This window comes from Nocardioides secundeburneus (genome assembly GCF_039939255.1).
Taxonomy (GTDB): Bacteria; Actinomycetota; Actinomycetes; order Propionibacteriales; family Nocardioidaceae; genus Nocardioides.
In genome coordinates this window covers 500,284-514,084 of record NZ_JBDUUE010000006.1, presented here as the reverse complement: position 1 = coordinate 514,084, position 13,801 = coordinate 500,284, and the positions used below count along the sequence as shown (strand labels likewise).

Annotated in this window: 11 protein-coding genes and 1 tRNA gene; 8 read left to right on the top strand and 4 right to left on the bottom strand. The window is 71.9% G+C overall.

Annotated elements, in window-relative coordinates; genetic code table 11:
• Positions 1 to 862, top strand: an 862-nt coding sequence (locus ABFT23_RS18810) for an HNH endonuclease signature motif containing protein (RefSeq protein ID WP_347897950.1), incomplete at its 5' end; no start/stop codon positions are given.
• A 47-nt stretch (positions 863 to 909) separates the two neighbouring features.
• Here ABFT23_RS18810 and ABFT23_RS18805 read toward each other — a convergent pair.
• The 3 genes from ABFT23_RS18805 to ABFT23_RS18795 form a co-directional block, all read right to left on the bottom strand.
• Complete coding sequence (locus tag ABFT23_RS18805; RefSeq protein WP_347897948.1) at positions 910 to 1,317, bottom strand: VOC family protein; 408 nt, start codon at positions 1,315 to 1,317, stop codon at positions 910 to 912.
• A 49-nt stretch (positions 1,318 to 1,366) separates the two neighbouring features.
• Complete coding sequence (locus ABFT23_RS18800; RefSeq protein ID WP_347897946.1) at positions 1,367 to 1,543, bottom strand: DUF6104 family protein; 177 nt, start codon at positions 1,541 to 1,543, stop codon at positions 1,367 to 1,369.
• Between the two features lie 74 nt (positions 1,544 to 1,617).
• Entirely contained in the window at positions 1,618 to 5,409 is a 3,792-nt protein-coding gene (locus tag ABFT23_RS18795; protein WP_457623719.1) for a multifunctional oxoglutarate decarboxylase/oxoglutarate dehydrogenase thiamine pyrophosphate-binding subunit/dihydrolipoyllysine-residue succinyltransferase subunit, read from the bottom strand.
• 115 nt (positions 5,410 to 5,524) lie between these two features.
• Between ABFT23_RS18795 and ABFT23_RS18790 the strand changes: the two genes are divergently transcribed.
• Positions 5,525 to 6,136, top strand: coding sequence for a hypothetical protein (locus ABFT23_RS18790; protein WP_347897943.1), 612 nt, complete (start codon positions 5,525 to 5,527; stop codon positions 6,134 to 6,136).
• On the top strand, positions 6,133 to 7,041 hold the full coding sequence (locus tag ABFT23_RS18785; protein WP_347897941.1) for an LCP family protein: 909 nt from the start codon (positions 6,133 to 6,135) through the stop codon (positions 7,039 to 7,041). Before ABFT23_RS18790 ends, ABFT23_RS18785 begins: the two co-directional genes overlap by 4 nt.
• A 213-nt stretch (positions 7,042 to 7,254) precedes the next feature.
• Here the strand turns inward: ABFT23_RS18785 and ABFT23_RS18780 are convergent.
• Positions 7,255 to 7,327 (bottom strand) — tRNA-Arg (locus ABFT23_RS18780).
• Between the two features lie 94 nt (positions 7,328 to 7,421).
• Here ABFT23_RS18780 and argS point away from each other — a divergent pair.
• From argS to thrB, 5 genes are read left to right on the top strand one after another with little or no spacing between them, the layout of a single operon-like run.
• A complete protein-coding gene (gene argS / locus ABFT23_RS18775; RefSeq protein WP_347897939.1) occupies positions 7,422 to 9,089 on the top strand; it encodes an arginine--tRNA ligase in 1,668 nt (555 codons plus the stop codon).
• Entirely contained in the window at positions 9,086 to 10,492 is a 1,407-nt protein-coding gene (lysA, locus tag ABFT23_RS18770; protein ID WP_347897937.1) for a diaminopimelate decarboxylase, read from the top strand. Before argS ends, lysA begins: the two co-directional genes overlap by 4 nt.
• Entirely contained in the window at positions 10,492 to 11,814 is a 1,323-nt protein-coding gene (locus ABFT23_RS18765; protein WP_347897935.1) for a homoserine dehydrogenase, read from the top strand. The genes lysA and ABFT23_RS18765 overlap by 1 nt, the downstream gene beginning before the upstream one ends.
• Positions 11,811 to 12,878 (top strand): threonine synthase, encoded by a 1,068-nt coding sequence (gene thrC / locus ABFT23_RS18760; protein WP_347897933.1) that lies wholly within the window; start codon positions 11,811 to 11,813, stop codon positions 12,876 to 12,878. The genes ABFT23_RS18765 and thrC overlap by 4 nt, the downstream gene beginning before the upstream one ends.
• Complete coding sequence (thrB, locus tag ABFT23_RS18755) at positions 12,878 to 13,777, top strand: homoserine kinase (RefSeq protein ID WP_347897931.1); 900 nt, start codon at positions 12,878 to 12,880, stop codon at positions 13,775 to 13,777. The genes thrC and thrB overlap by 1 nt, the downstream gene beginning before the upstream one ends.
• Positions 13,778 to 13,801: the final 24 nt, after the last annotated feature.

The following is a 13,801-nucleotide window of genomic DNA, read 5'->3' as shown; positions in this document are numbered from 1 at the left end:
GAGCCTGTCCGAAGCGGCGGCGTGGCACGTCGACCGGTTCATCGCACCGGTCGCGGACCGGTGCTCGTTCGCCCAGCTCGACCGCACCGTCGACGCGGCCCGGGCCGAGCACGACCCCGCCGACGCCGAAGCCCGACGCCTCGCGGCGCTCGAGGACCGGCGGGTCACCGTGTACCTGGCTGGTGCGACCACCGACGGCACCGTCGACGTCGTCGCCACGTTGGACACCGCTGATGCGATCGATCTCGAGCACGCGCTGCGCGATGGCGCCCAGGCCTTGGCCGACCTCGGGTCGACCGAGACGTTGGACGTGCGGCGTTCGCAGGCCCTGGGGGAGATGGCCCGCCACCAGTTGTCGTTGGACCTCGACACCAGCGGTGGTGGGCGTGGGGTGACGATCTACGCCCACCTCGACGCGGTCGACCCTGACCTGCCGGGTCTGCTCGACAACACCCAGACCCCGCTCCTCGTCCAGCAGGTCCGTGAATGGTGTCAGGCGGCCGGCACGAACGTCACGGTGAAGCCGGTGATCGACCTCGCCGAATCCGCCGAGACCCCGGCCTACCGACCCAGCGACGCGATCCGCGAACGCGTCACGCTCCGCGACCGGTGCTGCGTCTTCCCCGACTGCACCCGGCGTCGGGTCGACCTCGACCACATCGTCGCCTGGGAGTCAGGTGGCATCACCGCGACCTGGAACCTCGCCCTGCTCTGCCGCAGGCACCACCGCGCGAAGACCCACGGCGACTGGGCCTACCGGATGGTCGAACCCGGCCTCTACCACTGGACCTCACCAACCGGCATCGAGAAGACCGCCGACCGCAGGCCACCACCCGGCACCCACACCCGCCGACATCCCTGAACGCCCCACCAGCCCCGATTCCGACCGGATCCGGGGCTAGCGGCACGTCAGCCGGAGGGTGCCAGCGCCATCAGCAGGTGTCCGTCGGGATCGGCCAGCGTGGCCGTGTAGCCCCAGGGCTGGCCGGTTGGCTCCGCGGCCACCTCGGCACCAGCGGCTCGGGCGCGCTCGACGAACGCGTCGACGGCGGCGGGGGAGTCGAGACTGATGCTGAGCTGACACTCGACGACGCCGGGCTCGGCCACCGCGCGGCCGGCCGCGGTCCAGCCGAATCCGCCGGTCGGCACGAGCATCACGGTGAGACCGGGGTTGAGCACGACCTGGAGCGGCTCGGGCACACCGTCGTCGGCGAGCGGGCCCGGTGTCTCGAGCCCGAGTCCGCCGGCACCCCAGAAGGCATGGGCGCGCACGCGGTCGGCGGTGGGCAGGGCGAGGACGACGTGGTCAGCGAGCATGGGGGTGTCGACCGGCGCGGGAGCCCGGAATCGTCGGTGGTGGAGCGGCTCAGTCGTCCGGGTCGTCGAGCCGCGCGAGCCAGGTCGCGAACCGCTCGACGGCGGTCTCGAACTCGGGGTGGCTGTCGACGAAGCCCTGCAGCTGCTCGGCCACCCAGGCCAGGGTGACCTCCTCGTCACCTCGACGCTTCTCGAGCTCCTCGATGCCACGGTCGGTGAAGTACACCCGGTCAGTCTCGCAGGCCCCGAACGCGACCGCGCGCCGCCCGAGTCGATCGGACGGCGCGCGGGACGGGTTGCTCAGGCGAAGGCGCGCTCGATGAGCTCCTTCTGCTCGGCGAGGTGCCGCTTCACGGTGCCGACGGACGGCGACGACGACTGCGGGCGCGTGATCGGCTCGACCTGGGCGTCGACGTGCGGCCAGGTGTTCATCGCGTAGTGCGACCAGGGGCCCATGTTCTCGGGCTCGTCCTGCACCCACCGGACCGACTTCAGGTGCGGGTAGCGGGCGATCTCCGTGCGGATCTCGTCCTCCGGGCGCGGGTAGAGCTGCTCGACGCGGGCGATCGCGAAGCGGTCGCCGTCGTCGCGCTTGGCGCGCTCGACCATCAGGTCCCAGGTGACGCGGCCCGAGCACAGCAGCAGCGTGTCGACCTTGTCCTGGTCGGCGTCGGCGTCGGAGATGAACGGGCGGAACGCGGTGCCGTCGGTGAAGTCGCCCGGCTGCGAGGCGGCCTCCTTGCGCTTGAGCATCGACTTCGGCGTGAAGACGATCAGCGGGCGGTGCGCCTCGCCGAGCGCCTGCTTGCGCAGCAGGTGGAAGTAGGACGCCGGCGTGGAGGGCTGGGCGACCACGAAGGCCTCGTCGGCGGCCATCTGCAGGAACCGCTCGATGCGGGCCGAGGAGTGGTCGGGGCCCTGGCCCTCGTAGCCGTGGGGCAGCAGCAGGACGACGCCCGACTGCTGGCGCCACTTGGTCTCGCCGGAGGAGATGAACTCGTCGATGACCGTCTGGGCGCCGTTGACGAAGTCGCCGAACTGCGCCTCCCAGAGCGTGAGCGCTTCGGGGCGGGCCACGGAGTAGCCGTACTCGAAGCCGAGCGCGGCGTACTCGGAGAGCAGCGAGTCGTAGACGTAGAACTTCGCCTGGTCGTCGCTGAGCGAGGCCAGCGGCGTCCACTCGTCGGCGTTGGTGCGGTCGATGATGGTGGCGAAGCGCGACACGAACGTGCCGCGGCGCGAGTCCTGACCGGCCAGGCGGACGGGACGACCGTCCATGAGCAGCGAGCCGAACGCCAGGATCTCGCCGGTGCCCCAGTCGATGGGGCCGTCGGTGATCGCGTTGGCGCGCCGCTGCAGCTGCGGCATCACCTTCGGGTGCACGGTGAAGCCCTCGGGCGGGCTGACGTAGGCGTCGGAGATCCGCTTCAGGTACTCCTGGCTGATCGACGTCGTGGTCTCGGCGGCCGGCTTGTCGGGGTAGTCGGGGACGGTCGTCCAGTCCTTGGGCTGGGACGTCGCCTCCTTGACCTCGGTGAAGACCCGCTCGAGCTGCTGCTGGTAGTCGGCCAGCACCTGCTCGGCCTCCTCGATCGTGATGTCGCCGCGACCGATGAGGGACTCGGTGTAGAGCTTGCGGACCGAGCGCTTCTGCTCGATGAGGTCGTACATGAGCGGCTGGGTGTACGACGGGTCGTCGCCCTCGTTGTGACCGCGGCGGCGGTAGCAGACGAGGTCGATGACGACGTCCTTGTTGAACGCCGCGCGGTACTCGTAGGCGAGCCGGGCGACGCGGATGCAGGCCTCCGGGTCGTCGCCGTTGACGTGGAAGATCGGCGCCTGGACCATGCGGGCGACGTCGGTGCAGTAGAGCGAGGAGCGCGACGAGCCGGGCGAGGTGGTGAAGCCGACCTGGTTGTTGACGACGACGTGGATCGTGCCGCCGGTACGGTAGCCGCGCAGCTGGCTGAGGTTGAGCGTCTCGGCCACGACACCCTGTCCGGCAAACGCCGCGTCGCCGTGGATGAGCACCGGCAGGACCGGGAAGTCGTGGCCACGGTCGAGGACGTCCTGCTTGGCGCGGGCGATGCCCTCGAGCACCGGGTCGACGGCCTCGAGGTGCGAGGGGTTGGCGGCGACGGAGACGTTGATCCGCGCGCCCTTCTCGGAGGTGAACTCGCCCTCGGCGCCGAGGTGGTACTTCACGTCGCCGGAGCCCTGGACCGTGCGCGGGTCGATGTTGCCCTCGAACTCGCGGAAGATCTGGCTGTACTTCTTCTGCACGATGTTGGCGAGCACGTTGAGCCGGCCACGGTGGGCCATGCCGATCGTGACCTCGTCGAGCCCGGCCTCGGCGGCGGCCTCGCAGATCTCGTCGACGACGGGGATCGTGGTCTCGCCGCCCTCGAGGCTGAAGCGCTTCTGGCCGACGAACTTGGTCTGCAGGAACGTCTCGAAGGCCTCGGCCTGGTTGAGCTTGAGCAGGATGCGCAGCTGCTCCTCACGGGGCGGCTTGCTGTGCGGCTGCTCGACGCGCTCCTGGATCCAGCGGCGCTGCTCGGGATCCATGATGTGCATGTACTCGATGCCGGTGGTGCGGCAGTAGGAGTCGCGCAGGATGCCGAGGATGTGGCGCAGCTTCATGAACCGCCGGCCCTCGCCACCGAACGAGCCCGTGGGGAACTCGCGGTCGAGGTCCCACAGCGTCAGGCCGTGCGACTCGATCTGCAGGTCGGGGTGGCTGCGCTGGCGGTACTCGAGCGGGTCGGTGTCGGCCATGAGGTGCCCGCGCACCCGGTAGGCGTGGATGAGCTCGAGGATGCGGGCCTGCTTGTCGATCTCGTCGTCGTGCGAGGCGGCGACGTCGCTGTTCCAGCGGATCGGCTCGTAGGGGATGCGCAGCGAGCGGAAGATCTCGTCGTAGAAGCCGTCCTCGCCGAGGAGGAGCTGGTGCACGCGCTTGAGGAACTCGCCCGACTGCGCGCCCTGGATGACGCGGTGGTCGTAGGTCGAGGTGAGGGTCATGACCTTGCTGATGGCGTTGCGGGCGATGGCCTCGTCGGAGGCGCCCTGCCACTCGGCCGGGTACTCCATGGCGCCGACGCCGATGATCGCGCCCTGCCCGGCCATGAGGCGCGGCACCGAGTGCACGGTGCCGATGCCGCCCGGGTTGGTCAGGCTGATCGAGGTGCCCTTGAAGTCGTCGACGGTCAGCTTGTTGTTGCGCGCCTTGCGGACGACGTCCTCGTAGGCGGTCCAGAACGCCGCGAAGTCCATGTTCTCGGCGGCCTTGATCGACGGCACCAGCAGCTGACGGCTGCCGTCGGGCTTCGGGACGTCGATCGCGAGACCGAGGTTGATGTGCGCGGGGGTGATCAGGTTGGGCTTGCCGTCGACGACCTCGAAGCCGCTGTTCATCTCCGGCATCGACTTCACGGCCTTGACCAGCGCGTAGCCGATCAGGTGGGTGAAGGAGACCTTGCCGCCGCGCGCCCGGGCGAGGTGGGAGTTGATGACGATGCGGTTGTCCCACAGCAGCTTGACCGGGACGGCGCGCACCGACGTGGCCGTGGGCACGGCGAGCGAGGCGTCCATGTTGGCCGCCGTGCGGGCGGGGGCGCCGCGGAGCACCGTGTAGGTCGGCTCGTCGCTGGCGGCGCTCGGCTCGGCCTTCGGCGCCTCCTTCGGCGTCGGGTTGCTGGTCGCCTTCGCCGGCTCGGCGGCCTTGGTGACCTCGCGGGGCTCGGCCTTCGGTGCGGACTTCGGCTCGGCCTTCGGTTCCGCCTTGGCCGCGGGCTTGGGCTCGGTCTTCGTCGCGGCGCGGGGCTCGGGCGCCTTCGGGGCCGACGAGCCGTTGCCGTTGCCGTTGCCCGCGCCGCCGTTCTTGAAGTAGGCGGCCCACGTCGCGTCGACACTGCCGGGATCGGCGTCGTACGCCTCCCGCATCTCCTCCACGAGCCAGGCGTTGGCTCCGAAGTCGGAGCCGGGTTCGGTGGAGTGGGTGGACGGGCCTGACGACTGCGGCACGGCTGGGTTCGCCTCTTCCGGGTGAGAGCAGGTTGACGGGGTGCGAGTCCGATGAGCGGGCGTCATCCAGGCTAGACCCACGGGCCAGCAAATGCGCGGCCCCGGGTCGACTTTCAGGCACCCTGTTGTCGACACCACAGTCACGTCCCCCTCCGACCGGACCTGGAGCACCACCGCCCTCATGCCACCTCGCCCCTCCCGTGCCGCCACGGCGGCCGTCGCCGCGCTGCTCGCGCTGACTCTCGCGGCTGGCTGCAGCAGCGACGACGAGCCCGACGCCGACCCCAGCTCGGCCCCCGCGCCCCCGGTCGACCCGGCCGATGTCGGCGTGACGTCGACCACGTCGTCCATCCGTACCGTCACCGGCGGCCGTCTGGGGCGGAAGGAACAGGCCACGCTCCAGCGGAAGATCACGGCCGTGGTCGACGAGTGGTTCGACCACGCCTTCCTCGGCGGCGAGTACCCGCGCACCGACTTCGGCGACGCCTACTCGGTCTTCACCGAGGGGGCGCAGAAGCGGGCTCGTGACGACACGACCCTGATGTCCAACGAGGGCGTGGGCACCACCACCGTGCAGCCGCCCCGCGCCGACGCGCGCACGGTCGAGATCGACGTCCTCTCCGACGGCGGCAAGGCTGCCGCCGTCACGGCGGTCTTCGAGCTCGACATGACCCGCACCGGGGAGGCCGGCGCGCGCAGCGAGCGGGTCTTCGGCAGCCTCTACCTGACCTACGGCAAGGGCGACGGATGGCGCGTCTTCGCCTACGACGTCCAGCGAGGAGACGCCTCATGACGCTCACGTCCCGACTCCGCCGCCTCGGCGTGCTGGCCCTGATGCTCGCCGTCCTCGGCGTGGCCGTGCCCAACAGCGGCAACGCCGCCACCCAGGCCGTGCTCGTCGAGTACCGCAAGGCCGAGGGTGTCGCGGTCTCCGACGACGACGTCGTGTGGATCCTCGGCGTCGGCTCCGACGCCCGGCCCGGCGAGGAGATGACCCGGGTCCGCGGCGACGCGCTGCAGCTGGTCGGCATGAACACCGAGACCGGTGCGGCCACCTCGATCGGCATCCCGCGCGACTCCTACGTCACGATCCCCGGCTACGGCAGCGACCGGATCAACGCCGCGATGACCTACGGCGGGCCTCAGCTGCTCGGCGACACCGTCGCCGAGCTCGTCGGCATCGCGCCCGACTACATCTTCGTGACCCGGTTCCCCTTCTTCGAGGACATGGTCGACGACATCGGCGGCATCACCGTCGACAACCCGCGCGAGTTCGACGACGTCAACCTCAAGGACGACGGCTTCCCGGCCGGCAAGGTCAAGCTCAACGGCTACAGCGCAATGGCGTTCTCCCGCATCCGCAAGACCCTCATCGGCGGCGACTTCGACCGCTCGGCCAACCAGCAGCTGGTCCTGCGGGGCATCCAGAAGCGCATCCGCGCCCAGCACGGCACCAGCGGGTTCATCGAGAAGGGCGTGCTGACGGTCATGGAGCACACCGACACCGACCTCAGCCCGGCCCAGCTCTTCCGCATCGCCCACGCCATCGCCCAGGTGCGCCCGTCGCGGATCACCGGCTGCGTCGTCCAGGGCGGCATCGCCGACATCGGCGGAGCCTCCGTCGTCACCCCCGACACCGCCGCCGCGCAGCGCTACGGCGACGAGGCCCGCACCACGGCCGTCATCGAGGAGTGCTGACGAAGGCGACCATGGTCGCCTCGCGCAGATCAGCCACCGAGCGCCACGACGACGCCACCACGGACCGAGGACAACCGCCGCGAAGCGGAGCGGGCCGCGCGCTGACGTCTGACCGACGAGCGAATCGAGGGCGACGCGAAGCGAGCCCTCGAGCGAGCGAGGAGAGAAGACGTCAGCTCGGCGCGGCTCGCGCAGCGAGCAAATCCAACAGAGCGCCTCCGGCAGGATTCGAACCTGCGGCACCCGGTACCGGAAACCGGTGCTCTATCCCCTGAGCTACGGAGGCAGTGCGTCGTCGATGGAACGTCACGACGCGTGACGTGACACTACCCGGCAGAACCGGGAGGAAGCGAACCGGTAGCCGTCGATACGCTGGCCCGGTGAATCCGGCCCAGCTCTCCGCCACTGTCGTCGACGCCCTGACGTCGCTCGTCGACGAGGGCGCGCTCGTCCTCGCCGACGGCGTCCCGGCCGAGGTGACGGTGGAGCGACCGCGCGAGAAGTCGCACGGCGACTATGCGACCAACGTGGCGCTCAAGCTGGCCAAGCGGGCCGGGGTGAAGCCGCGCGACCTGGCCGACCTGCTGGCGGCGCGGCTGCGCGAGTCCGAGGGCATCGCGGCGGTCGACGTCGCGGGCCCGGGCTTCATCAACGTGACGGTGGCCGCGGGGGCCCAGGGCAAGGTGGCGGCCGACGTCGTCGCGGCGGGTGCGGCCTACGGGCGGCTCGACACGCTGGCCGGGCAGAAGATCAACGTCGAGTTCATCTCGGCCAACCCGACCGGTCCGCTGCACCTCGGGCACACGCGGTGGGCGGTGCTGGGCGACGCGATCGGCCGGGTGCTGGCGGCGGCGGGCGCCGAGGTGACGCGCGAGTTCTACATCAACGACCGCGGCGTGCAGATGAACCACTTCGCCGACTCGATCATCGCCGCCGCGCTGGGCGAGCCGACGCCGGCCGACGGCTACGCGGGGGAGTACATCGCCGACCTGGCGACGGCGGTCGGCGAGCGCGAGCCGGGCATCTTCGAGCTTCCGGCCGACGAGCGCCGGGTCGCGGTGCGGGCGGCGGGCTACGCCGTCCAGCTCGCCGAGCAGCAGGCGTCGCTGGCCGCGTTCAACACCCACTTCGACGTGTGGGCCTCCGAGGTGGCGCTGCACGAGTCGGGCTCGGTGCCCGACACCCTGCAGCGGTTGAAGGACCTCGGCCACGTCTACGAGCTCGACGGCGCGCTGTGGATGCGCACGACCGACTTCGGCGACGACAAGGACCGCGTGCTCATCAAGTCCGACGGCGAGCTGACCTACTTCGCCTCCGACACCGCCTACTACCTCGACAAGCGGTCGCGGGGCTTCGACCACTGCATCTACCTGCTCGGTGCCGACCACCACGGCTACGTCGGTCGGCTCAAGGCCATGGCGGCGTGCGTGGGCGACGACCCGACGCAGACGCTCGACGTGATGATCGGCCAGCTGGTCAAGATCCTGCAGGACGGCGCCGAGCTGCGGCTGTCGAAGCGGGCCGGCACGATCGTCGCGCTCGACGACCTGGTCGCGGCCGTCGGCGTCGACGCGCTGCGCTACTCGCTGGCGCGCTACCCGGCCGACTCGCCGCTGACGCTCGACGTCGCCGAGATCACTCGGAACTCGGCCGACAATCCCGTCTACTACGTGCAGTACGGCCACGCCCGCACGAGCCAGCTGGTGGCCAACGCCGCCAAGTTCGGCATCGAGCTGCCCGACGAGCTCGACGGCTCGCTCCTCTCGCACGAGCGCGAGGGCGCGCTGCTGCGGGCGCTGGCCGAGTACCCGCGGGTGGTCGCCTCCGCGGCCGAGCTGCGCGAGCCGCACCGGATCGCGCGCTACCTCGAGGACACCGTCTCGGTGTTCAACAAGTGGTACGACACCAAGGAGTGCCGCATGCTGCCGCAGGGCGACGAGCCCGTCGGAGCGGTCAACCGGGCCCGACTGGCGCTGGTCGTCGCCTCCCGCACCGTGATCGCCAACGGGCTCGACCTGCTCGGCGTCTCCGCCCCGGAGCGGATGTGAGCAGCACGACCCACGAGGCCGGCTGGGCGCACGCGCCGGGTGCCCTGCGCGGCCCGACGTGGTTGCGCGAGCCGGCCGACCCGAACGCGCTGGTGCCGTCGCTGTGGTCGACCACGGCCCACAAGGTCGACGGCGACCTGGTCGTCGGTGGGCTGGCGGTCGCCGACCTCGTGGCCGAGCACAACACCCCGGCCTACGTGCTCGACGAGGAGGACTTCCGGCGTCGGGCCCGCGCGTTCCGCGACGCGTTCGCCGACTACGACGTCTACTACGCCGGCAAGGCGTTCCTCTGCACGTCCGTCGCCCGGTGGGTGGCCGAGGAGGGCCTGCACCTCGACGTGTGCAGCAACGGCGAGCTCACCGTCGCGCTGCGCGCCGGCGTCGACCCCGCGCGCATCGGCTACCACGGCAACAACAAGACCCACCCCGAGCTGCGGCGCGCGGTCGCGGCCGGCGTCGGGCGGATCGTCGTCGACTCGTTCGTCGAGGTCGAGCGGCTCGCGGCGATCACCGCCGAGCTGGGGGCACGACAGGGCGTGATGGTGCGGGTCACCGCCGGCGTCGAGGCGCACACGCACGAGTACATCGCCACCGCGCACGAGGACCAGAAGTTCGGGTTCTCGATCACCAGCGGCGACGCCTTCGCGGCCGTCGGCCGGGTGCAGGCGGCGCCGGGTCTCGAGCTGCTCGGCCTGCACTCCCACATCGGCAGCCAGATCTTCGACTCCTCCGGCTTCGAGGTCGCCGCGCGCCGCATCCTGCGCCTGCACGCGCGCGTCGCCGACGAGCTCGGCGTGACCATGCCCGAGATGGACCTCGGCGGCGGGTTCGGCATCGCCTACACCACGCAGGACGACCCGTCCGACCCGGCGCAGCTGGCCACCGAGATGACCAAGATCGTCGACGACGAGTGCCGCGGCCTCGGCCTGCCGCAGACCCCGCGGCTGTCGATCGAGCCGGGTCGGGCCATCGTGGGCCCGGCGATGTGCACCGTCTACACCGTCGGCACCGTCAAGCAGGTCGCCCTCGACGGCGGCGCCGTGCGCACCTACGTGAGCGTCGACGGCGGCATGAGCGACAACATCCGCACCGCCCTGTACGACGCCGACTACTCGTGCACGCTGGCCAGCCGCACGTCGCAGGCGCCGCCGGTGCTGGCCCGCGTCGTCGGCAAGCACTGCGAGGCCGGCGACGTCGTCGTCCGCGACGAGTTCCTGCCCGGCGACGTCGCCCCGGGCGACCTGGTCGCCGTGCCCGGCACGGGTGCCTACTGCCGCTCGATGGCCTCCAACTACAACCACGCGCTGCGCCCGCCGGTGATCGCGGTGCGGGACGGCGAGGCGCGGGTGCTGCTGAGGCGAGAGACTGAGGACGATCTGTTGGCTACGGACGTAGGTGCTTGATGAACGAGGGCGGACAGCCTTTGAAGGTGGCGATCCTTGGCTGCGGCGTCGTCGGCTCGCAGGTCGTGCGACTGCTCGACGAGCAGGCCGGTGACCTCGCCGCGCGCGTGGGTCGTCCGGTCGAGCTGGCCGGCGTCGCCGTGCGCCGCATCGACGCGCCGCGCGACGTCGAGCTGCCCGAGGGGTTGCTGACCACCGACGCCGCCGGCCTGGTCGCGCGCGACGACGTCGACCTCGTCGTCGAGGTGATCGGCGGCATCGAGCCGGCCCGCACGCTCATCCTCTCCGCGCTCGAGCACGGCGCGAGCGTCGTCACGGCCAACAAGGCGCTGCTCGCCGAGGACGGGCCCACCCTGTTCGAGGCGGCCGAGAAGGCCGGACGCGACCTCTACTACGAGGCCGCCGTCGCCGGGGCCATCCCGATCCTGCGGCCGCTGCGCGAGAGCCTCGCCGGCGACCGGGTCACCCGGGTGCTCGGCATCGTCAACGGCACCACCAACTACATCCTCGACAAGATGGACACCTCGGGCGCCGGGTTCGCCGAGGCGCTCGGCGAGGCGCAGGAGCTCGGCTACGCCGAGGCCGACCCGACCGCCGACGTCGAGGGCTTCGACGCCGCCGCCAAGGCCGCGATCCTCGCCTCCTTGGCCTTCCACTCCCGCGTCACCGCCTCCGACGTGCACCGCGAGGGCATCAGCGAGGTCACCGCCGCCGACATCGCCTCGGCGCGCGAGATGGGCTGCGTGGTCAAGCTGCTTGCGATCTGCGACCTGCGCAGCGACGAGCGCGACGGCGTGGTCGAGGAGGCCGTCGCCGTCCGTGTGCACCCGGCGATGATCCCGCGCAGCCACCCCCTGGCCAGCGTGCGCGAGGCCTACAACGCGGTCTTCGTCGAGTCCGACGCCGCCGGCCAGCTGATGTTCTACGGCCCCGGTGCGGGCGGTGCGCCCACGGCGAGCGCGGTGATGGGCGACCTCGTCACGGTCGCGCGCAACCTCGGCTCGGGCGCCCGTGGCGTCGGCGAGTCGGCCTATGCCGACCGGGCGGTGCTGCCCATGGGCGAGACCCGCACCCGCTACCACGTCGCCATCGACGTCGACGACCGCGCCGGCGTGCTCGCCTCGGTCGCGCTCGCCTTCGCCGAGCACGGCGTGTCCATCCAGACCGTGCGCCAGGAGGGCCGCGACGACGACGCGAAGCTCGTCGTCGTCTCCCACGGGGCCACCGACGCCCAGCTGAGCGCCACCGTCGAGCACCTGCGCGGCATGGACGCCGTCCGCGAGGTCACCTCCGTGATGCGCGTCGAAGGAGCAGAGGAATGAGCACGCACCAGTGGCGCGGCATCGTCGAGGAGTACCGCGACCTGCTCGAGATCCCCGAGGGCACGCCCGCGGTCACCCTGCGTGAGGGCGGCACGCCCCTCGTGCACTCCGCGTGGCTCTCGGGGCTCACCGGCGCCGACGTGCACCTCAAGGTCGAGGGCGACAACCCCACCGGCTCGTTCAAGGACCGCGGCATGACCGCCGCGATCTCGGTCGCCGCGGCCGAGGGCGCCGAGGCGGTCGTGTGCGCCTCCACCGGCAACACCTCGGCCTCGATGGCCGCCTACGCCGCCAAGGCCGGGCTCAAGCCGCTCGTGCTGGTGCCCGAGGGCAAGATCGCCGCCGGCAAGATGGCCCAGGCGATCCTGCACGGCGCCCAGGTGATCATGGTCCGCGGCAACTTCGACGACTGCCTGTCGATGGCGCGCGGGCTGGCGGTCGACTACCCGGTCGCGCTCGTCAACAGCGTCAACCCGGTCCGGCTCGAGGGCCAGAAGACCGCCGCGTTCGAGATCGTCGACTTCCTGGGCGACGCCCCCGACTACCACCTGCTGCCGGTCGGCAACGCCGGCAACATCTCGGCCTACTGGCTCGGCTACACCCAGTACGCCGGCCTCGGTCGCTCCACCAAGCGCCCGGTGATGCGCGGCTTCCAGGCCGAGGGCGCCGCCCCGCTGGTCACCGGTGAGCCGTTCCCCGACCCCGAGACCCGCGCCACCGCGATCCGCATCGGCAACCCGGCCTCGTGGCACCTGGCCGAGCAGGCCGCGAAGGAGTCCGAGGGCCGCTTCGCCGCGGTCAGCGACGAGCAGATCCTCGCCGCCCAGCGCGAGCTGGCGCGCCGCGACGGCGTGTTCGTCGAGCCCGCGTCCGCGGCCGGCATCGCCGGGCTGCTGCAGGAGCTCGCGGCGGGGGAGTCCTACGCGGGCGCCACCGTCGTCGTCACGGTCACCGGGCACGGTCTCAAGGACACCGCCACCGCGCTCGAGGGCGTCGGTCCGCTCGTCGACACCGTCGTCGACGCCGAGGTGGTCGCGGCCGCCGAGGCCGCCGGACTCGCCTGATGTCGTTCGTCGCCGGGCCGGTGCGCGTGCGCGTGCCGGCCACGTCGGCCAACCTCGGCCCGGGCTTCGACACCCTCGGGCTGGCGCTCGACCTGCACGACGAGCTCGAGGCCGCGGTGCTGCCGTCCGGGCTCGAGGTCGTCGTCGAGGGAGAGGGCGCCGACGCCGTCCCGACCGACGACTCGCACCTCGTCGTCCGGGCCATGCACGCCGCGTTCGACGCCGCGGGCGAGCGGCCGGCCGGGCTGCGGCTGCGCTGCCTCAACCGGATCCCGCACGCGCGTGGCCTCGGGTCGTCGTCCGCGGCGATCGTCGGTGGTCTGGTGCTCGCCCGCGCGCTGCTGGTCGACCCGCTCGACGACGCCACGCTGTTCGCGCTGGCCTGCCGGCTGGAGGGTCACCCCGACAACGTCGCGCCGGCCCTGTTCGGCGGGTTCACGATCTCCGGACCGCACGACGAAGGCACCTTCTGGTCGACGACGTCGCCGGTGGCGCCCGGCATCGGTGCCGTGGCGTTCGTGCCGCCCGACGCCCTGTCCACCGAGGCCGCGCGCGGCCTGCTGCCGGCCACCGTGCCGCACGCCGACGCCGCCGCCAACAGCGGCCGGGCCGCGCTCCTCGTCGCCGCCCTCGCCGGTCAGCCCGACCGGCTGCTCGACGCCACCCGCGACCTGCTGCACCAGCACTACCGCGAGCCCGCGATGCCGGCCTCGCTGGCCCTGGTGGGCAGGCTGCGCGACGCCGGGCACGCGGGCGTCGTCTCGGGCGCCGGCCCCACCGTGCTCGTGCTGACGACACCCGACACCGACGTCGCCGCCCTGACCGCGCTGACGCCGCCCGGTTGGGTCGCGCACACGCTGCGGGTCGGCGTGCCCGGCGCCGCCGTCGTCGGGTGCTAGCCTGTGGCCGCGCCGTCAGGCGCG

Excerpts from the sequence above, each read along its gene's own strand:
- thrB (WP_347897931.1), top strand. The coding sequence starts at position 12,878 with ATGTCGTTCGTCGCCGGGCCGGTGCGCGTGCGCGTGCCGGCCACGTCG.
- thrC (WP_347897933.1), top strand. The coding sequence starts at position 11,811 with ATGAGCACGCACCAGTGGCGCGGCATCGTCGAGGAGTACCGCGACCTG.
- ABFT23_RS18785 (WP_347897941.1), top strand. The coding sequence starts at position 6,133 with ATGACGCTCACGTCCCGACTCCGCCGCCTCGGCGTGCTGGCCCTGATG.
- ABFT23_RS18805 (WP_347897948.1), bottom strand. The coding sequence starts at position 1,317 with ATGCTCGCTGACCACGTCGTCCTCGCCCTGCCCACCGCCGACCGCGTG.
- ABFT23_RS18795 (WP_457623719.1), bottom strand. The coding sequence starts at position 5,409 with ATGACGCCCGCTCATCGGACTCGCACCCCGTCAACCTGCTCTCACCCG.
- ABFT23_RS18790 (WP_347897943.1), top strand. The coding sequence starts at position 5,525 with ATGCCACCTCGCCCCTCCCGTGCCGCCACGGCGGCCGTCGCCGCGCTG.
- ABFT23_RS18765 (WP_347897935.1), top strand. The coding sequence starts at position 10,492 with ATGAACGAGGGCGGACAGCCTTTGAAGGTGGCGATCCTTGGCTGCGGC.